Raw genomic sequence first — 18,112 nt, 5'->3', positions numbered from 1 at the left:
TGCCGTCCCTGGGTGCCTGCGGCTGGTGAGCAACCAACGGGGGTCGCGTCAATCTGGGCTAACGAGCTATATGTATCGGTCAGATCTCCGATACGTGGGTCATAGCGTCGCGTCTGATTTCTCCAGGGAGCTGCCGTCTTCTCTGACCGTGTGTTCGGCATTGATGGTCACGGCTAGTGAGACGCTGTCACGGATGTATGACGTCGAAGTGGGGACACGGGCGCGCCAGCTGGAGCGGATGCGTGCTCTCGCGAGTCGGGAGTGGAGCTGGTCGAGTCGCTGGCACCCCGGGGAGCTCACGTGGTTCTGGTGGGAGGCTGGTGGCCCACCCGAGAACTCTCGAATCGCCACCTGGCAACACCTGGGTGAAACCGTGGCGTGGGCGTGGGTGAGGGATGCTGGCCGGCTTGACCTCCAAATCGCAGCTGCCCACCGCTGCGTGCTAGAGGACGTGCTCGTCTGGTTCGAATCCATCACCCGTGTGGAGGAGCGCGCCATTATCGTTCTCGATGCTGAGACGGAGCTCATCGCCGCCCTCGCCGTCCGCGGGTATCAACCCGCCCCCGCGGGAGTGTTCTTCGCCCACCTGAGCATGGAGCTCGAATCGCTGCGTGAGGCGCCCGCTTTGCCGGAGGGGTATTCGCTCAGACTTGTCGACGGGTCCATCGATCTGGCTCGGCGCGCGTTGCTCCACCGCGAGGTGTTCGGAGCGTCAGGGGATGTGGAACCTTCGACCGAGACCTACTGCCGGCTTGTTGCCGACGACCAATACTGTTCTGACCTCGACTGGATGGTATGCAGCGCTGATGGAACCGCTGTCGCGTTCTGCCTGAGCTGGCTCGATGACTCATCGGTTGCTGTGCTCGAACCAGTAGGAACTCTCCTCGGACATCGACACCAAGGGCTGGCGATCAACGCAATCACGGCTTCGCTCGCGGCGGCCAAGAAGCGTGGAGCGACGCACGCCCGGGTCTGTGCGCGAGCGGATCGCGATGCCCCGGCCGCGTCGGGTACCTACGCCGCTGCGGGGTTCACCCGCTATGCGCGCAATATCCGCCTAGTTCCCGGAGTCGCGGCGGGCTCGACCGATCTCGGCACGGCAACGTCGCCGGCGATTCACTCATAGCGCTGCTCCGCGATCGAATCGACGAACGTCTAACCGGCTCCCTTCTGTTGTCAACCGGTTGGGCGTAGCGTCTTCTCCGCGGGTCCGGGAAGTGGCTGATCCGAAGTGTCGATGTGCGGGGGCAGGTCGACCGCGCTGGATTCTTGAGACGCCCCGCAGTGCCCTCCCGGACCCGCGCTGGCGCGTTCTGCGTCGGCGAGGAGCTGTCGGTAGACGGCGTCGGAGATCCTGCGTTTGAGGCATCTGATCGCCTCGAGTGGCTTCTTGCCCTCGGCTCGCTTGCGTCGGTAGTAGGTCCGGCCCTCGGTGTCCAGGCGCAGCTGGGTGACCGCGGCGATGTGGATCATGTGGTTCATCCGCCGGTTCCCGGCTCGTGAGAGTCGGTGGCGGTTCTGCTCGCCTGAGGATGCGTCCAGGGGTGCGGTGCCAGTCCAGGAGGCGAACCGGTTGCGGTCGGCGAAGCGGGAGACGTCTCCGACGTCGGCCAGGATGCGAGCGGCAACCACGGGACCAACGCCGTGCAGGTCCATGAGCGTGGATCCGCGGGCGAGCACGATGGCTTTGAGCTCGGCGGTGGCCTTCTTGATCTTGGCCTCGACCGCGATCAGCTCGGTGAGCTCGTCGGCGGCAATCCGGCGCCGGGTCTTGCCGGCGATGTCACGGGGTCGCACTGATGCGAGCATCTTCTTGGCCTGGCCGGTGGTGATGTCGCGTTTGGCCTGTCCTGGCAAGAGTTCGGCCAGCAGGGCCTGGAGTCGGTCGACTGTCTGGACCCGGCGTCGGGTGGGTGCTTCACGACGGTCGGTGAGCATTCGCAGTGCCTCCAGCTCGCCGTCGATCTGAAGCACTTGCAGGGTGCCGGTGCGGACCGCGACGATCGCGATGGAGTGGGCGTCGCGGGCGTCGGTCTTGCGGTTGTGTCCGGTGTCGAAGAGTCGGACCCGGGCGGCAAGCTTGGCCGGGACGTCCACGACCTGCTCGCCGGCTTCGAGCAGCCGCTGGGCCAAGGGCCGTCCGACACCGTTGGCGCCCTCGACTGCCCAGCGTCGCTCCGGCCAGGACTTCGCATAGGTGAGCATCGCCTTGTAGCCGGCGTGGTCGGTGCTGAACCGGCCAGCACCCAGTAGCTGCTCACGTTGGTCGACGACCTCTATCGTCGCCGACAGTTTGTGGGGATCCACCCCGATGATCACGTGTTTCATGTGCTGCTCCCGCCTGTACTCGCTGTGGTGTGGACGGCGAGGTGGGCATTGCTACTACGAGCAGGGCAGTCCCTTCTTGAGCCACGCCTCGTCACAGTGCCCGACGGGCAGCAGACCGATTGTGAGCCACACCCGAGTCCGGGCGGGCAGCCGCATTGAGAGCTTCCCGCCGGGCACCTAGACCGAGTCTGGCCAGACACCGGCCCTAAGGGAATCCTCTAGTAGCCGCGTTCGGCCCGAGACGGCGAAGTCGGTCGTACGCATGGTTGCGCCGAGACGGATTCGTACCTGCAGACAACACCATGTTGTGGCGCTTAGACTCTCTGATCCCATCGTCGAGCCCAGAGGTGGCTGAGATGTCCGCAGCGAGACATCGAACCGCGTTCGTATGGACCGCGATAGCGATCTTCATCTTGGGCGTTCTCGGTGCTTGCAGGTCTGATCAAAACACGCCCTCCGCCACCGATCCTGCTCCCGACGTCACTAATGACGTCCCGACGCTGCTGGTGAACCAAGGTGCAGACGGGCGTTTCGGAGCACTGGTGAGCGGCATGGTTGAGGTCAACGACCAGGATTGTCTGACCGTCGGCGGAAATCTCCTCATCGCTCCCGAAGGCTCCTTCCTGCACGGCGATGGCAAGACCCTCCACCTGACCGGATACGAGCTCGTAGACGTCGGCAACGAGGTTCAGCTTGGCGGTGGGCAAGAAGATCTGCCGATCGAGGCGGTGGATGAAGAGCATCGAGCCTGTCTCTCTCCGGATGCGACGTCGGCAACCATCGAGGCCATCGCCCCTGGGCCAGGCCCATCGGCCAAGTGGATTGACCGAGGACGAACTTTCGCAGTGGTCACCCACGGAAGCTCTTCCTGCCCACCTACGGCCACCGAGATCACTGGTGCGAACGATTCGGTGACGATCACGTTCAGCGACGCGAGCAAGAGGGTCTGTACCGCCGACTTCGCGCCCACGACCCAGGAGTTCGATCTGCCATCCGAGACCGATGCCACCCAAGTCGTCGTCACCTTGCTGGGGCTGAACAATGGCAGCCAGACCTTGATGCTCCACTGATGGTGGACACCGACCACGTTCGGCGTGCTCACGGTTGCCAAAGTCCCGCCGTCGAGCTTGCTCCGGGCTGCACCGACTGGGAAGTCATACCGCCGCTAAGGCACTAGGTGGTAGTCGCAAATGCACCCTCCCTTCACAGTGAGAAGCGGCCGCGCCAGGGGCGGGGGACCAGGCAGGGCGTGGCGCAACGCGCGGCACTCGACGCCGGCGCCCGATCCGAGCTCGATCCTCGCCGTCTGAGCCGTCGCGCTCGGCTCTGGTTGACCGGCGACGTGAGTCGTGAAACCGCTCGAATTGCAGACTTCAACACTTGTGCTCGAACAAGTGTTCGACTATGATTGATGCATGCACACCCTCTCCGCGCAGCAGACGCTCCTGGCGGCGCTGCCGGGTGTGGAGGTGTTCGATGATCGGGAGGCTCTGCTCGCGATTCAAACTGCTGAGAACGCCCTGGCGGCGATGAAGGCCGAGCGGCTTGCGGCGGTCGAGGAGACCCGGTCGTACGAGCTGGACGGTGCGTCGTCCCTGACGGCATGGGCTCGTGCCCGGCTCCGTCTGGCGCCGGGGGAGAACAAGCAGCTGGTCGCCGCCGCGCGGACTGGCCACGACCTGCCGGGCGTGGGCGAAGCCCTCCGTGCCGGCCGGATCGGCACCGCCCACACCGCGCTGTTCTCCTACGGACTCAAGCACCTTGGGCACGACGTGATGTCAGAGGCCAGCCCCTGGCTGCTCGACGTCGCCCAGGCATCGGAGCCCAAGGACCTGCGCCAAGTGATCCGCTCCCTCCGCGCCGCCGTCTACCCCGACTCGCTGGACGAGGCCTGGATTCGCGGCATGGACAAGCAGGACATTCAGCTCAACGCCGTCCCCGACGGGTTCCACCTGACTGGATTCCTGAACGCGGTCACCGGCGCCAAGTTTCACGCCATCCTGTCCTCCCTCGGGGCACCCCGCGACGCCGACGACCTCCGAACCGGCGCCCAGCGGCGCATCGACGGTCTCGATGAGCTCCTCACGACAGCCCTCGAGCATGGCCTCCCGTCAGACAAGGGCGTACGACCCCAGCTCATGGTCCTCGCACCACTCGACGCCGCGCAGGAGGCCCAGCGCGCAGCAACCGAGCAGGACATTCCCACCCGCATCGGCCCGCCGGCCGAGCTCGTCGGCTTCGGCGCCATCGGGCCCAAGCTCCTCGGATACCTCGCCTGCGGCTCCGACGTCACCGGCGTCCTCACCCGTGACGACGCCCCGGTCGCAGACGTCCTCAACGTCGGCCGGACGCAGCGACTGGCGACCCTCAAGCAGCGTCGCGTCGTCATCACCCGTCAGAACGGTGTCTGCGCCGCACCCGGCTGCTCGAACACCCACCTCGACATTCACCACGCCGTGTGGTGGTCACGCGGTGGGCGCACCGACATCGACCAGCTCGTCGGCTTGTGCCCGAGATGCCACACTCTCGTGCACCGGGAGCTGCTCATCGTCCGAGCGCTCGGCAGGGGCAGGTTCGACTTCGGCCGGAGCGACGGCCGGCCCCTGGCGAGCCAGCCACCACCGGCCCGCACCGCCCATCGCGAGCTCGGCACCATCCGCCGCATCGCCCGACAACTGCAGCACCAGCGGAACCATCATCAGGTCCCGATGCGGATCTGACGTGCCCGGTGTCAGTCGATACTCACCAGCGGGGATGGACCTCGGCGCGGAGCTCGCGGTCATAGAGGTCGCGCACCGCGGCGAGCAGGTCGTCGTCGATGGTGACGTCGGCGGCCGCCGCGTTGGCCCGGGCCTGCTCCGGCGAGCGGGCTCCCGGGATCACGGTGCTGACGCCCTCCTGGGCCACGACCCAGGCCAGGGCGAGCTGGGCGGGGGTGACGCCCTCGGGGGCCAGCTCGGCGAACTGCGTCGCGGCCCGGACCCCGGTCTCGAAGTCCACTCCGGAGAAGGTCTCACCGACGTCGAAGGCCTGGCCCTGGCGGTTGAAGGTGCGGTGGTCATCAGGCGCGAAGGTGGTCTCGTTCGTGTACCGGCCGCTCAGCAGCCCGCTGGCCAGCGGGACCCGGGCGATGATGCCCACGCCCGCCTCCCGCGCGGCGGGCAGCACCTCGTCCAGCGGCTTGAGCCGGAAGGCGTTGAGGATGATCTGCACGGTGGCCGTGCCGGGCCGGGCGATGGCCGCGAGGGCCTGCTCGCAGGTCTCGACACTCACGCCGTAGGCGGCGACGACCTCCTCCTGCACGAGCGTGTCGAGCGCGTCGTAGGTCGCCTCGTCGTCCAGGACCGAGCCCGGAGGACAGTGCAGCTGGACCAGGTCGAGCGTGTCGACACCGAGGTTGGCGCGGGACCGGTCGGTCCAGGCCCGGAAGTTCTCCAGCACGTAGCTCTGGGGCACCTGCTCGGCCCGGCGGCCCATCTTGGTGGCGACCGTGACGTCCAGCCCGGGATGGGCGGCCCGGAACTCGGCGATGACCTTCTCGCTGCGACCGTCTCCGTACACGTCGGCCGTGTCGAGGAACGTGACCCCGGACTCGACGGACGCCTCCAGGACGGACAGCGCCTGCTCGGTGGTGACGTCACCCCAGTCGGCACCCAGCTGCCACGTCCCCAGCCCCACGACCGAGACCTCGCGGCCGGTCCTTCCCAAGCGTCGATGCTCCATGGCCCGAGACTACGGTCCACGAACACGCTCGGCGACATCGCTCAAGAGCAGCGTCGTGCGGCCGCGAGCACTAGGCTCACGACATGGACCGACGCATCTTCGGCATCGAGAACGAGTACGGCGTCACGTGCTCGTTCAAGGGCCAGCGCCGGCTCTCGCCCGACGAGGTCGCCCGGTACCTGTTCCGCCGGGTCGTGTCCTGGGGACGCAGCAGCAACGTCTTCCTGCGCAACGGTGCCCGCCTCTACCTCGACGTCGGCAGCCACCCCGAGTACGCCACCCCGGAGTGCGACGACATCGTCGACCTCGTGACCCACGACCGGGCGGGGGAGCGGGTCCTGGAGGGGCTCATGCTCGACGCCCAGGCCCGCCTGGCCGACGACGGCGTCGAGGGCGACATCTACCTCTTCAAGAACAACACCGACTCTGCCGGCAACTCCTACGGCTGCCACGAGAACTACCTCGTGGGCCGCGGGGGCGAGTTCGCCCGCATGGCCGACGTCCTGATCCCCTTCCTCGTCTCCCGGCAGATCATCTGCGGGGCCGGAAAGGTCCAGCAGACGCCGCGCGGCACGATCTACTCCGTCAGCCAGCGCGCCGAGCACATCTGGGAGGGCGTCTCCAGCGCCACCACCCGCTCCCGGCCCATCATCAACACCCGCGACGAGCCGCACGCCGACGCCGAGCGGTTCCGACGCCTGCACGTCATCGTCGGCGACTCCAACATGAGCGAGACCACCACGATGCTCAAGGTCGCCACCACCGACCTCGTGCTGCGGATGATCGAGGCTGGCGTCTCGATGCGCGACCTCACCCTGGACAACCCGATCCGCGCCATCCGCGAGATCTCCCACGACATGACCGGGCGTCGCAAGGTGCTGCTGGCCAACGGGCGAGAGATGTCCGCGCTGGAGATCCAGGCGGAGTACTTCGGCAAGGCGGCGGAGTTCGTGGACCGCCACGGCCTGCACACCCCGACCATCGACCGCACGATGGACCTGTGGGAGCGCTGCCTGAAGGCGGTCGAGTCCGAGGACCTCTCCCTCGTGGAGCGCGAGATCGACTGGGTGATCAAGTTCCGGCTCCTCGATCGCTACCGGACGACCCACGGGCTCAGCTGGGCCGACCCGCGCATCGCCCAGCTGGACCTCGCGTACCACGACATCCGGCGTGACCGCGGCATCTTCTACCTGCTGGAGAACCGCGGGTCAGTGGCCCGTGTCACCCGCGACCTCGACGTCTTCACCGCCAAGTCGGTGCCACCCCAGACCACCCGGGCCCGGCTCCGGGGCGACTTCATCAAGCGCGCCCAGGAGCGGCGCCGCGACTTCACCGTCGACTGGGTGCACCTCAAGCTCAACGACCAGGCCCAGCGGACCGTGCTGTGCAAGGACCCCTTCCGCTCCCACGACGAACGGGTCCAGCGACTCATCGACGGCATGTAGGCGACGCTCAGCGTCCTCTTGGGACCCGCGGCTAGTGTGACCGAGGCCTTGTCCCCGTCAGAAGGTTCTCCTGTGCGCCGCATCCTGGCACTCGCCCTGACCAGCACCCTCGTCCTCGCTGGATGTGGTGGCTCCTCCGGTGCAGGGCTCGAGGACATCACGATCGGTGAGGGTGCCAACCCGTCCGTGGACGTCCCCGAGGACTTCGAGGCCGACTCCACCGACACCCGTGTGGTCAACGAGGGCAACGGCGAGGAGCTCGCCGACGGCGACAGCGTCAAGGTCAACTACGTCGCCGTGAACGGACGCACGGGGGAGCAGTTCGACAACTCCTTCACCGGTGACTCACCCATGACCGTCCCGCTGCAGCAGGACGCCGTCATGCCCGGGTTCGTGAAGGGACTGTCGGGCCAGAAGGTGGGCAGCCGGGTCCTGGTGGCCATCGCGCCCGAGGACGGGTTCGGCGCCGCCCAGGATGCGCTCGGCATCCAGGCGGACGACTCGATGGTCTTCCTGTTCGACATCGTCGCCAAGGTGCCCACCGAGGCCAGCGGCGAGGAGCAGGACGTCCCCGAGAGCGTCCCGGAGATCACCACCGAGGACGACGAGGTCACCGGCTTCGAGTCCACCGACGAGACCGCCGACGCCCCGAGCAAGGGCGCGGAGTCCCGCTCCTGGGTGGCCATCAAGGGTGAGGGCGACGAGATCACCGCCGAGAACCCCTCGATCACCGCGCACTACGTGGGGCAGGTCTACCCCGACGGCGAGGTCTTCGACTCCAGCTGGGAGCGCGGCTCGCCCAGTCCGTTCCAGCTGCAGCAGCTCTATCCCTGCTGGCAGGAGCAGGTCCCCGGCAACACCGTCGGGAGCCGGATCATCATCGAGTGCCCGCCCGGCACGGGGGGCCAGCAGCCGCCCGAGGGCGCGGACGAGAACGACACGCTGCTGTTCGTGGTCGACTTGCTCGACGCCTCCTGACATCCTCGTCTCGTGGCCGACCGCAAGACCGAGAGGTTGATGAACCTCATCTTCGCGCTGCTGGCGACCCGTCAGTACCTCTCCAAGGAGCAGATCCGCCAGGCCATCGCGGACTACCGCGAGTCCGGCCAGCAGGCGTTCGAGCGCAAGTTCGAGCGCGACAAGGAGGAGCTGCGCGAGCTCGGCATCACCGTCGAGATGGGCGGCAACGACAAGTACTTCGACGACGAGCAGGGCTACCGCATCCGCCGCGACGAGGTGGAGCTGCCGGACCTGGACCTGACGCGCGAGGAGGCCGCCGTCCTCGGCCTCGCCGCGCAGGTGTGGGAGCACGCCGGCCTGGCGCAGGACGCCACGACCGCCCTCGTCAAGCTCAAGGCCGCCGGCGTCACCGTGGACCCCGAGATCGTGCGGATGGCAGAGCCCAAGCTCTCGGCCAACGAACCGGCGTTCGACGCCATGTGGCAGGCCTCGACCTCGCGGATCCCGGTGGCCTTCGACTACCGCCGCCCGGGCCTGGAGCCCTCGCGGCGGCACGTCCAGCCCTGGGGGGTCATCTCGTGGCGGGGTCGCTGGTACCTCGGCGGCTTCGACGTCGACCGCGAGGCACCTCGGGTCTTCCGGTTGTCCCGCGTCGTCGGTGACGTCGAGCACCTGGCGGACCCGGGCGACTACGAGATTCCCGAGGACGCCGACCTCGGCCAGCTCGCCGCGGCGTTCTTCCCCGCTGAGCCGGACAAGCTCGCCGTGCTGCGGGTGCGGGCCGAGCGCGGGCAGTCGCTGCGGCGCGGCGCGAGCTCGACGCGCCCGGTCGACGAGGCCACCGACGAGATCGAGGTGCCGTTCGCGTCGGTCTGGGACCTCGCCTCACAGATCGCGTCCTACGGGCCCGACGTCTTGGTCCGCTCACCGGAGGCGCTGCAGCAGGCGGTCCTGCATCGCCTGCACGCCGCCGTGGAGGACGCCTCGTGAACCGATCCGGCCAGCAGGTCCTGCGGATGCTCGCGCTCGTGCCCTACCTGCAGGGCAAGGAGGGCGTGCCCGTCGCGGACGTCGCCCGCGAGTTCGGCGTGAGGCCACGCCAGATCCGCGACGACCTCCGGCTGCTCATGTACACCGGCGTCGGCGAGTACGCCGGCGAGCTGATCGACTTCGACCTCGGCGCCCTCGACGAGGACGACGTCGTGTACATCCGCGACGCCGAGTTCATGCAGCGCCCGCTGCGCTTGTCCAGCCGCGAGGGCATCGCGCTGATCGTGGCGCTGCGGACGCTGCGGACCTCCGCCGTCGGAGCCCAGCTGCCGATCATCGACAGCGCACTCGCCAAGCTGGAGGGTGCGGTCGGAGGCGAGGTCGTCGCCCCCGTCGACGTCCACCTCGACGAGGACGATCCCCAGATCCGCGAGACGCTCGTCGATGCCGTGGCCGCGCGCCGCCGGCTGCGCATCGAGTACGTGACCGCCTCGCGCGACGAGCGATCGACGCGTGAGGTGGATCCTCGCCGGGTCTTCACCGAGCAGGGGCACCGCTACCTCGAGGCCTGGTGCCTGCGCGCCGAGGACCTGCGGTTCTTCCGGCTCGATCGGATGTTGTCCGCGGAGCCCACGGGGGAGACGGCCCAGGAGCACCGCGACGCGCCGCGAGCCCTGGGCGAGGGCCTCTTCACCGTCGGGGAGGACACCCCGCACGTCGTGCTGGACCTCGAGCCGGCCGCGCACTGGCTCTGCGAGTACTACCAGGTCGACGAGCTCGGCGAACCCGACGGGCTGCGACGGGTCCGCCTGTACGGCAGCGACGAGTCCTGGCTGGTGCGTCTGGCGCTGCGCAACGCGGGCACGCTGCACGTCGTGGAACCTGCCGCGATCGGCGCCCAGGTGAGGGACCGTGCCCGCTCGGCCCTCGCCGCGTACGATGATTGAGACACACACCGACGAGGGAGTAGTCATGTTCCGAGGCATCGGCCCCACCGAGATCCTGTTGATCCTGGGCGTGGTCCTCCTGCTCTTCGGCGGCCGCAAGCTGCCCGAGCTCGCGCGTGGTTCCGGACGTGCCCTGCGCATCTTCAAGTCCGAGGTGCAGGAGATGCAGGACGACGAGAAGGACGGGACGAAGAAGGACGACACCGCCAAGGACGACCGCGCTCCCGACGCGCTGGAGTCTTCCGAGGAGCCCACGCCGGCCACCGGCCGCGTGACGCGCGAGCCCGAACAGGGCTGAGTTGGCGATCCGGCGCGATGCAGCCGCCGCGAAGAAGGCCCCGGGCGGCTCCATGCCGCTCGTGGACCACCTGCGGGAGCTGCGCAAGCGCCTGACCAGAGCGGTCCTCGCGATCGCCGTCGGAACCATCGTCGGGTTCGTCTTCTACGGACCGATCCTGGACTTCCTGACCCAGCCCTACGTCGACATGCGGCCCCTGCTGCAGTCCGAGGGCATCGACACTGAGCTCGTCATCACCGGCGTCGGCGGCGCCTTCCAGTTCCAGCTCAAGATCTCGCTCGTCTTCGGCCTGCTGGCCTCCAGCCCGTTCTGGCTGTGGCAGATGTGGGCGTTCATCCTGCCGGCGATGCACCGGCACGAGAAGCGGTGGGCGTTCTTCCTCGCCGGCACCGGGGCCCCCCTGTTCGTCGGCGGAGCCGCCCTCGCCTACGCCGTGCTGCCCAAGGCCATGGAGATCCTCATCGGGTTCGTCCCCGACGGCTTCGGCTCGCTGGTGACCGGTGCGGAGTACTTCGACTTCATCATCAAGATGCTGCTCGTCTTCGGCGTGGCAGCCGAGATCCCGCTCGTGGTCATCATGTTGAACCGCCTCGGCATCGTCTCGGCCCAGCAGCTCGCCCAGTCCCGCCCGTGGATCATCGTGGGCATCTTCGTCTTCGCCGCCGTGGCCACACCCACCACCGACCCCCTCACGATGCTCTTCCTGGCCGTGCCCATGCTCGTCCTGTACTTCATCTCCGAGCTCGTCGCTCGTCTCACGGACCGCAAGCGGGCCAAGGCCGTGCAGTCCGAGCCCTCCGACGACGAGGCCTCCCCGCTCGACTGACGCCGCTCCCGCCGGCGGGAGCGGCGCCCGGCCCCAGGTCGGCCCGGGTCGTAGGCTGGGTGGCATGACCAGTCCGGCCGAGCAGTACGCCCGCGCCCGGGCCAACAGGGAGCACCCGCACCTCGCCGAGTTCCGGGGGCTGCACGGCTTCACGCTGGACGACTTCCAGGTCCGTGCATGCCGCGAGGTCGAGGACGGACGGGGCGTGCTCGTCGCAGCGCCGACCGGCTCCGGCAAGACCGTCGTCGGGGAGTTCGCGGTGCACGTCGCTCTCGCCACCGGCCGCAAGTGCTTCTACACCGCCCCCATCAAGGCGCTCTCGAACCAGAAGTTCGGCGACCTCGTCGAACGCTACGGCGCCGACAGCGTCGGTCTGCTGACCGGCGACAACACGATCAACGGCGAGGCGCCGATCGTCGTCATGACCACCGAGGTCCTGCGCAACATGCTCTACGCGGGCTCGCGCACGCTCGACGGACTCGGCTTCGTCGTCATGGACGAGGTGCACTACCTGGCCGACCGGTTCCGCGGTGCCGTCTGGGAGGAGGTCATCATCGGCCTGCCCGAGTCGGTGGCCGTCGTCTCGCTGTCCGCGACCGTCTCCAACGCCGAGGAGTTCGGCGACTGGCTCACCGAAGTCCGTGGCGACACGGTGACGATCGTGGAGGAGCGCCGTCCCGTCCCGCTGCACCAGCACGTCCTGGTGGGGCGCCGGCTGTACCCGCTGTTCGAGGACGGACTGAGCGACACCGACGGCGGGCCCGTGGTCAACCGTCAGCTGGAGCGCCTCGCACGGGAGGACTGGCAGCTGAACCGGCGGCCCCGCGGCCGCCCGGCGAAGGGCAGTCGACGTCCGCGCACGCAGCACCGCACGCCGAGCCGCGTCGAGGTCGTCACCAAGCTCGAGGCCGAGGGCCTGCTCCCAGCCATCACGTTCATCTTCAGCCGGGCCGGGTGCGCCGCCGCCGTCCAGCAGCTGCTCGACGCCCGCATCATGCTCACGACGCCCGAGGAGCGGGCCGAGATCGAGGACGCCGTCGACGCGGCCTGCGCCCACCTGCCCGACGAGGACCTGCACGTGCTGGGCTACCACGAGTTCCGTGCGGCCCTGGGACGCGGAGTCGCCGCCCACCACGCCGGGATGCTGCCGACCTTCAAGGAGGTCGTGGAGCGGCTGTTCAGCGCCGGCCTCGTGAGGGCCGTGTTCGCCACCGAGACCCTCGCCCTGGGCATCAACATGCCGGCCCGCTCCGTCGTCCTGGAACGGCTGTCGAAGTGGAACGGCGAGGCCCACGTCGACGTCACGCCGGGGGAGTACACCCAGCTGACCGGCCGCGCCGGTCGCCGTGGCATCGACGTCGAGGGACACGGCGTCGTGCTGTGGCAGGCAGGCCTGGACCCCCGCCAGGTCGCGGGCCTGGCCTCCACGCGCACCTACCCGCTCAACTCCTCCTTCCGCCCCTCGTACAACATGGCCGTCAACCTCGTGGACCAGGTCGGCCGGGAGCGGGCCCGTGAGCTGCTGGAGCAGTCGTTCGCCCAGTTCCAGGCCGACCGCGCCGTCGTCGGCCTCGCCCGGCAGATCCACAAGGCCGACGAGGCCCTCGAGGGCTACCTGGAGTCGGCGCAGTGCGAGCTCGGCGACTTCATGGAGTACGCCCGGCTGCGCCGCGAGCTCAGCGACATCGAGGCCTCGGGCAAGAAGCTGCGCAAGGCCGCCGTGCGCGAGGAGGTCGTGGAGTCGATGCTGTCCCTGCGGCCCGGCGACGTGATCGACGTCCCGGCCGGGAAGTGGGCGGGCCTGGCCGTCGTGCTCGACCCCGGCACCGCCCTCGCCGAGACGCCACGCCCGCTCGTGCTCACGGCCGGACGTCACGCGCGCCGCCTCGCCGCCATGGACTTCCCGACGCCGGTGCAGCCGATCACCCGCATGCGGATCCCCAAGTCGTTCAACTCCCGCAGTCCCCAGGCCCGCCGGGACCTCGCGTCGTCGCTGCGCAACCGGGTGCCCGACGCCAGCTGGCAGCGCGACAAGCCCTACCGGGAGTCCAGCGGCTACGGGCCCACGCACGAGGACCCCCGCATCGCCGAGGTGCGGGCACGGCTCAAGGCCCACCCGTGCCACCAGTGCCCCGACCGGGAGTCCCACGCACGGTGGGCCGAGCGCTACCTCAAGCTCCAGCGGGACACCAAGAACCAGCGCGGCCGCATCGAGCAGCGCACCAACACGGTCGCCCGGCAGTTCGACCACGTGTGCGAGGTGCTGGACGTGCTCGGCTACCTCGACGGCGACACCGTCACCGAGGGCGGCCTGCGCCTGCAGCGCCTCTACAGCGACCTCGACCTGCTCGTGGCCGAGTGCCTGAGGCAGGGCGTCTGGGAGGGACTGGACGCGGCCGACCTCGCCGCCGTGATCAGCGGGCTGAGCTATGAGACCCGCAACCCCGACGACGCCCCCACACCCACGATGCCCAACGGCGGCGTGCTCACCATCGCCGACGAGATGACCCGGCTGTGCAGCGAGCTGCAGGCGCTCGAGCGCGAGCACCGGGTGCGGTTCCTGCGCTCGCCCGACTTCGGGTTCGCGAACGCGGCATGGTCCTGGGTCCATGGGGCCTCGCTGGACGACGTCCTGCGTGAAACCGAGCTTGCCGCGGGCGACTTCGTCCGCACCATGAAGCAGCTCATCGACGTCATGGCACAGGTGGCGCAGGCTGCCGGCCCCGGTCCGCTGCGCACCACCGCCCGCGAGGCCCTCGACGGCCTGCGCCGCGGCGTGGTCGAGTACAGCTCCATCTCCACCTGAGTCAGGACCCGAGCGCTTCCTGCAGCCGCTGAACCACGCTGCCCAGGCCCCACCGGTCGCCGAAGGCGGCCAGCTCGGCCCGCTGGTCCGGAGAGAGCGGGGCCAACGGCACGACGACCCCCACGTCGCAGGTGTCCTCGAGCACCCGGACGACCTCACGCATGACGGCGATCGCCTCGACGGACTCCAGCAGCGAGGCCCGGGCCCGCGGCTTGAGGTTGCTGCTCTCGTCCGCAGCGGCGGCGAGGATGCCGTCCAGGTCGCCGTGGTCGGCCAGCAGCGTGGCGGCACCCTTCTCGCCGATCCCCTTCACCCCGGGGATGCCGTCGGACGTGTCACCACGCATCGTGGCGAAGTCGACGTACTGTGACGGCTCGATGCCGTACTTGGCTCGGATCCACGCCGCGTCGACCACGTCGGCGCGCGAGACACCGCGGGCCGTGTAGAGCACCCGGACCTCGGCCTCGTCATCCACCAGCTGGAAGAGGTCACGGTCTCCGGTCACGACGTCCACCGGGCCCTCCCACAACCTCGCGAGAGTGCCGATGATGTCGTCGGCCTCCGCGCCGGGTGCACCGACGACCGGGATGCCCAGGATCCCGAGGGCCTCGGCGATGAGCGGCACCTGTGGTGTCAACAGGTCCGGCGACTCCTCGGCCACGGCCTCCCCGGTCGCCACGGCCTCCGGGTCGGCCAGCCGGTGTGTCTTGTACGAGGGCAGCAGGTCGACCCGCCACTGGGGGCGCCAGTCGTCGTCCCAGCACGCCACGATCGCGTCGGGGGAGTGCTGCGTCGTGAGCGTGGCCACGAAGTCCAGCAGCCCGCGCAACGCGTTGACGACCGTCCCGTCAGGAGCCTTCATGGAGTCCGGGACCCCGTAGAAGGCGCGGAAGTACAGGCTCGCGGAGTCGAGCAGGAGCAGCCGTCCCCCCGATGAGACCCGTGATGGGACCTGCGATGACATGGGACCTCCCGGAACGGACGACGCCGGCACCCCGGGGACGGGGTACCGGCGTCGAGCCTATGTCGTGCAGCGTCAGCGCAGCGCCAGGTCGCCCTGGAAGTCCTTCGACCCCTTCATCGGCTGGGCGGACTTGGTCTGGTCGGAGCGGCGGGCGCCGTCCCCGTACAGACCCTGCTTGGACAACGTCAGCGTGGCCACGGCGTGTGCGGCCCCGTCGGTCAGCTGACCCAGCACCGTGGTGTCGATCTTGTCGATCGTGTCCTGTGGCGTGTGGTAGTCCGGGTCGAGCATCTCGCCGGCGGTGCCGCCGTAGACCTCCGCCTGACGCTGCGTCTTCACGTCGTCGGCGCCACTGAACAGGCCGCCGGCGGGGATGCCGTACTCGATGAACGGGCCGTAGTCGGACCGTCCGTCGAACGCGGTCGGGTCCGTCTCCAGGTCCTGGTCGTCGAACCACCCCGTGAAGACGTCCTCGATCTGGCTCGAGCCGGCCGGCCCGGCCAGGTCGAACTCCGAGCCGTCACCGTCGTAGACGAGTCGCACGTAGTTCGACGAGCCCAGCATGTCGAAGTTCAGGTTGGCGTAGATCTTCGCGCGGCTGCGGTCCGACAGGGTGTCCACGTAGTGCTGTGCACCCAGCAGGCCAAGCTCCTCCGCACCCCAGAACGCGAACCTCACCGGACGCTGGAGCCGCTTGGTGTAGCCGGTCTCGGCCATCTCCTCCGCGACCTCCAGGATGCCGGCGACGCCCGTGCCGTTGTCGTTCACTCCGGGACCGTCGGCGACGCTGTCCAGGTGCGCCCCCACGACGACCGCCTGGTCATCGTTCTTGGTGGTGCCCGGCCAGTCGGCGATGAGGTTGTGGGTCTCCCGCTCCAGGTCGATCGTCGTGTCGGTGACGACTTGCGCCGTCGGCGACTCCGCCTCGGCCAGGGCCACGCCGTCCTCGTAGGACAGGCCCACGACGGGGATGTCGACGGGCTCTCCGAGGGTGCCGATGCTGAGCTCGGTGTTCTGCGGGGTGCCCGCGTTGAAGATGATCACGGCCTCGTAGCCGGCGGCCTCGGCGTTGCGTGCCTTCAGCCCGAAGTCGCACGAACCGCGCTGGATGAGCGCGATGGCGTCCTCGCTCGGTGCCGGCTCGAAGTCCTCGGCCTCACAGCCCGACGTGCTGGCGGGTTGCTCGGGCGCCGGGATGAGGAGGTCGTTGGTCGGGACGACCGGACCGGAGACGTCCCCGGATCCGGAGTAGGTGAAGATCGCCGTCTCGAGGTCTCGCTCCTGCGGCGACAGCTGCGTGAGCGTCGTCGGTGAGTCCTCGGAGAAGAACGGGAACGTGAAGGTCTGCTTGCGGACCTTGTACCCGGCCTGTCGCAACGTCTTGGCGACGTACGTGGACGACGCCTCGTAGCCCGGCAGGCCGGAGGCCCGGTTGCCGTCGTTGCGGTTGGCGACCACCTGGAGCTGCCGCAGGTGCTGCAGCACTCCGTTGACCTGGACGGCCTTGGTGAGCTTGGTGGTGTTGACCTTGTCGTCGTTGGTCCCGCTCGCCCCGGACGGGACGGCGGAGACAAGGCCTGCTGACAAGAAGACGGCCGCGGTGGCAGCGATCATTCTGCGCATCTGATCCCCCGATCATGTGGTGATGGTCCCCACACACTAGGTGAGGTCCCGGCTCGGGGCCAGCGTCGACTCAACCTGGCCGGGTGGCCTGCGTGGTGCCCGATAGGCTCGAGCGGTGACTTCTCGACTGACCAGGGCCCGCGAGCAGATGACGTCCCGCGGAGTCTCCACGATGCTCATCACGCCCGGCGCCGACCTGCGCTACCTCACCGGCTACCACGCCAAGCCGCTGGAGCGGCTGACCTGCCTGGTGCTGCCCGTCGAGGGGGAGCCGACGCTCGTCGTCCCGGCCCTGGAGCGGGCCGCGGCCGAGGCCGCCGGGGTCGAGGTCGCCGTGGCGACGTGGGGTGAGACCGACGACCCCTTCGCGCTCGTCACGTCGCTCGTGGCCGACGGCGCCATCGCGGTGGACAACCAGATGTGGGCGGCCCGCGTGCTCGAGCTGCAGCGCCGGATGCCGCACTCGGAGGTCATGCTGGCCGGGCCCGTCATCGAGGCGTTGCGGATGCGCAAGGAACCCGCCGAGATCGAGGCCCTGCGCCAGGCCGGTGCCGCCATCGACCGGGTCCACGCTCGCATGGGTGAGTGGCTGCGCGTGGGCCGTACCGAGCGCGAGGTCGGTGCCGACATCGCCCGTGCCATCGTGGAGGAGGGCCATGTGCAGGTCGACTTCGTCATCGTCGGGTCCGGGCCCAACGGCTCCTCGCCCCACCACGAGGTCTCCGACCGCGTCATCGGGGCCGGCGAGCCCGTCGTCGTCGACATCGGCGGCACGACCCCCGCTGGCTACTGCTCGGACTCCACTCGCAACTACGTCATCGGCGGGGGCGCCCCGAGCGACTACCTCGACGCCTATGCAGCGCTCGAGGCCGCCCAGGCCGCGCAGCGCGAGCACGCTCGCCCGGGGGTCACTGCGGAGTCCGTGGACGCCGTCGGTCGTGAGCTGTTGACCGAGGCAGGCTACGGCGACCTGTTCATCCACCGCACCGGCCACGGGATCGGGCAGGAGACCCACGAGGAGCCGTACATCGTCTCCGGCAACGATCTGGTCCTCGAGCCCGGGATGGCCTTCTCGATCGAGCCGGGCTGCTACGCCGAGGGCCGGTGGGGTGCGCGGATCGAGGACATCGCCGTCTGCACCGACGACGGCCTCGAGGTCCTCAACCAGCGTCCGCGCGAGCTCGTCGTCCTGTGACGAGACG

General features: G+C 69.1%; 15 protein-coding genes. 11 read left to right on the top strand and 4 right to left on the bottom strand.

Annotated elements, in window-relative coordinates; genetic code table 11:
- The first annotated feature begins 193 nt into the window (after window positions 1-193).
- A complete protein-coding gene (locus ACHAAC_RS06485; RefSeq protein WP_435715240.1) occupies window positions 194-1,126 on the top strand; it encodes a GNAT family N-acetyltransferase in 933 nt (310 codons plus the stop codon).
- Between the two features lie 50 nt (window positions 1,127-1,176).
- Here the strand turns inward: ACHAAC_RS06485 and ACHAAC_RS06480 are convergent, their stop codons facing one another.
- Window positions 1,177-2,328 (bottom strand): IS110 family transposase, encoded by a 1,152-nt coding sequence (locus tag ACHAAC_RS06480; RefSeq protein ID WP_435715239.1) that lies wholly within the window; start codon window positions 2,326-2,328, stop codon window positions 1,177-1,179.
- Window positions 2,329-2,684: 356 nt separating this feature from the next.
- Here ACHAAC_RS06480 and ACHAAC_RS06475 point away from each other — a divergent pair, with 356 nt between their 5' ends.
- Window positions 2,685-3,398 (top strand): hypothetical protein, encoded by a 714-nt coding sequence (locus ACHAAC_RS06475; protein ID WP_435715238.1) that lies wholly within the window; start codon window positions 2,685-2,687, stop codon window positions 3,396-3,398.
- 345 nt (window positions 3,399-3,743) lie between these two features.
- A complete protein-coding gene (locus ACHAAC_RS06470) occupies window positions 3,744-5,048 on the top strand; it encodes a DUF222 domain-containing protein (protein WP_435715237.1) in 1,305 nt (434 codons plus the stop codon).
- Between the two features lie 22 nt (window positions 5,049-5,070).
- Here the strand turns inward: ACHAAC_RS06470 and ACHAAC_RS06465 are convergent, their stop codons facing one another.
- Window positions 5,071-6,051 (bottom strand): aldo/keto reductase, encoded by a 981-nt coding sequence (locus ACHAAC_RS06465; protein ID WP_435715236.1) that lies wholly within the window; start codon window positions 6,049-6,051, stop codon window positions 5,071-5,073.
- An 83-nt stretch (window positions 6,052-6,134) separates the two neighbouring features.
- Here ACHAAC_RS06465 and pafA point away from each other — a divergent pair, with 83 nt between their 5' ends.
- The 7 genes from pafA (at window position 6,135) to ACHAAC_RS06430 (ending at window position 14,323) form a co-directional block, all read left to right on the top strand.
- Window positions 6,135-7,496 (top strand): Pup--protein ligase, encoded by a 1,362-nt coding sequence (gene pafA, locus ACHAAC_RS06460; RefSeq protein WP_435715235.1) that lies wholly within the window; start codon window positions 6,135-6,137, stop codon window positions 7,494-7,496.
- A gap of 72 nt (window positions 7,497-7,568) precedes the next feature.
- Window positions 7,569-8,474, top strand: a complete 906-nt coding sequence (locus ACHAAC_RS06455; RefSeq protein ID WP_435715234.1) for an FKBP-type peptidyl-prolyl cis-trans isomerase — start codon at window positions 7,569-7,571, stop codon at window positions 8,472-8,474.
- A gap of 12 nt (window positions 8,475-8,486) precedes the next feature.
- Window positions 8,487-9,446 carry a helix-turn-helix transcriptional regulator gene (locus ACHAAC_RS06450; protein WP_435715233.1) on the top strand — a complete coding sequence of 320 codons (960 nt, stop codon included), beginning with the start codon at window positions 8,487-8,489 and terminating at the stop codon, window positions 9,444-9,446.
- The gene (locus tag ACHAAC_RS06445) at window positions 9,443-10,393 is read left to right on the top strand and encodes a helix-turn-helix transcriptional regulator (RefSeq protein WP_435715232.1); all 951 of its coding nucleotides are present in this window, start codon (window positions 9,443-9,445) and stop codon (window positions 10,391-10,393) included. Before ACHAAC_RS06450 ends, ACHAAC_RS06445 begins: the two co-directional genes overlap by 4 nt.
- A gap of 25 nt (window positions 10,394-10,418) precedes the next feature.
- Window positions 10,419-10,691 (top strand): Sec-independent protein translocase subunit TatA, encoded by a 273-nt coding sequence (tatA, locus tag ACHAAC_RS06440; RefSeq protein ID WP_435715231.1) that lies wholly within the window; start codon window positions 10,419-10,421, stop codon window positions 10,689-10,691.
- Window position 10,692: 1 nt separating this feature from the next.
- Entirely contained in the window at window positions 10,693-11,517 is an 825-nt protein-coding gene (gene tatC, locus ACHAAC_RS06435; RefSeq protein WP_435715230.1) for a twin-arginine translocase subunit TatC, read from the top strand.
- Between the two features lie 64 nt (window positions 11,518-11,581).
- The gene (locus ACHAAC_RS06430) at window positions 11,582-14,323 is read left to right on the top strand and encodes a DEAD/DEAH box helicase (RefSeq protein ID WP_435715229.1); all 2,742 of its coding nucleotides are present in this window, start codon (window positions 11,582-11,584) and stop codon (window positions 14,321-14,323) included.
- Window position 14,324: 1 nt separating this feature from the next.
- Here the strand turns inward: ACHAAC_RS06430 and ACHAAC_RS06425 are convergent, their stop codons facing one another.
- Together ACHAAC_RS06425 and ACHAAC_RS06420 are read right to left on the bottom strand one after the other, a co-directional pair.
- On the bottom strand, window positions 14,325-15,287 hold the full coding sequence (locus ACHAAC_RS06425; protein WP_435715228.1) for a 5'-3' exonuclease: 963 nt from the start codon (window positions 15,285-15,287) through the stop codon (window positions 14,325-14,327).
- Between the two features lie 72 nt (window positions 15,288-15,359).
- Window positions 15,360-16,901 (bottom strand): M20/M25/M40 family metallo-hydrolase, encoded by a 1,542-nt coding sequence (locus tag ACHAAC_RS06420; protein ID WP_435715227.1) that lies wholly within the window; start codon window positions 16,899-16,901, stop codon window positions 15,360-15,362.
- Window positions 16,902-17,025: 124 nt separating this feature from the next.
- Between ACHAAC_RS06420 and ACHAAC_RS06415 the strand changes: the two genes are divergently transcribed.
- Window positions 17,026-18,105 (top strand): M24 family metallopeptidase, encoded by a 1,080-nt coding sequence (locus ACHAAC_RS06415; RefSeq protein WP_435715226.1) that lies wholly within the window; start codon window positions 17,026-17,028, stop codon window positions 18,103-18,105.
- The last annotated feature ends 7 nt before the right edge of the window (window positions 18,106-18,112 follow it).

Origin of the sequence: Aeromicrobium sp. CF4.19, from assembly GCF_051262555.1 — a bacterium.
Lineage (GTDB): Bacteria > Actinomycetota > Actinomycetes > Propionibacteriales > Nocardioidaceae > Aeromicrobium.
Note: the sequence above shows the minus strand (reverse complement) of the source record. Positions and strands in the feature narration are given on the sequence as shown.

Coding starts and splice junctions, on each gene's coding strand:
- ACHAAC_RS06485 (WP_435715240.1), top strand. CDS start 194: ATGTATGACGTCGAAGTGGGGACACGGGCGCGCCAGCTGGAGCGGATG.
- ACHAAC_RS06480 (WP_435715239.1), bottom strand. CDS start 2,328: ATGAAACACGTGATCATCGGGGTGGATCCCCACAAACTGTCGGCGACG.
- ACHAAC_RS06475 (WP_435715238.1), top strand. CDS start 2,685: ATGTCCGCAGCGAGACATCGAACCGCGTTCGTATGGACCGCGATAGCG.
- ACHAAC_RS06470 (WP_435715237.1), top strand. CDS start 3,744: ATGCACACCCTCTCCGCGCAGCAGACGCTCCTGGCGGCGCTGCCGGGT.
- ACHAAC_RS06465 (WP_435715236.1), bottom strand. CDS start 6,051: ATGGAGCATCGACGCTTGGGAAGGACCGGCCGCGAGGTCTCGGTCGTG.
- pafA (WP_435715235.1), top strand. CDS start 6,135: ATGGACCGACGCATCTTCGGCATCGAGAACGAGTACGGCGTCACGTGC.
- tatA (WP_435715231.1), top strand. CDS start 10,419: ATGTTCCGAGGCATCGGCCCCACCGAGATCCTGTTGATCCTGGGCGTG.
- ACHAAC_RS06430 (WP_435715229.1), top strand. CDS start 11,582: ATGACCAGTCCGGCCGAGCAGTACGCCCGCGCCCGGGCCAACAGGGAG.
- ACHAAC_RS06425 (WP_435715228.1), bottom strand. CDS start 15,287: ATGTCATCGCAGGTCCCATCACGGGTCTCATCGGGGGGACGGCTGCTC.
- ACHAAC_RS06420 (WP_435715227.1), bottom strand. CDS start 16,901: ATGATCGCTGCCACCGCGGCCGTCTTCTTGTCAGCAGGCCTTGTCTCC.